Below are 625 nucleotides of genomic sequence, written 5' to 3' on the forward strand. Positions count from 1 at the left end.
GCCGGGAGCGTCGGACCGTACGGGCGGGTGGGGCGCGGGCAGCTCGAAGTCACCGACGTGCGGGGCCGTACCGGCGGCCGGGGCCTGCGCGGTGGCCGGCACCTGTGCGGCGGCGGTGGGCGGTGCGGCTTGAGGGGGGCCCGCGTGCGGAGTTGGCGGTCCGGGCGGTGTGGGTGGTACGGGCGGGTGCGCGGCGGCCGGGTGTTGGGTCGGCTGCGGGGGGACGGGCGGCATGGCCGACGGACCGGTGGCAGGTGACGCGGGTGGTGCGGTCTGCGGGGGGCCCGCGAGGGGCGGGGCCGATGCGTAGGGACCGGGCTGTACGGGTGCGTGGGCGGCGGCGGGGTCGTGGGGCGGCTGCGGGGGTACGGGCGGGTGGGAGGCGACCGGCTGGGCCGGGTGCGGAGGTACGGGGGGGTGGGCGGCCACGGACGGGTCCGGCCGCCGGGATCCGGCCGGGGGCGTGGGCGGGTGGACCGACAGGGGGGAGCCCGACGAGTCCAGACCCGGCAGCTCGCTGGGCACATGGACGGGCGCGGGCACGTTAGAGCTGTCCGTCTCGGCGGCCGACGGCCACGCGACGGCACCGACCGGACCGGGGCCGGCGGGCGCGCCGCCTGCGGGG

General features: G+C 81.0%; 1 pseudogene. It reads right to left on the reverse strand.

From position 1 onward, the window contains the following. A pseudogene (locus GT042_RS39345) lies at positions 1-543 on the reverse strand (hypothetical protein); the annotation flags it as partial. Positions 544-625: the final 82 nt, after the last annotated feature.

The organism is Streptomyces sp. SID3212 (assembly GCF_009865405.1).
In the GTDB taxonomy this organism is placed as follows: Bacteria; Actinomycetota; Actinomycetes; order Streptomycetales; family Streptomycetaceae; genus Streptomyces.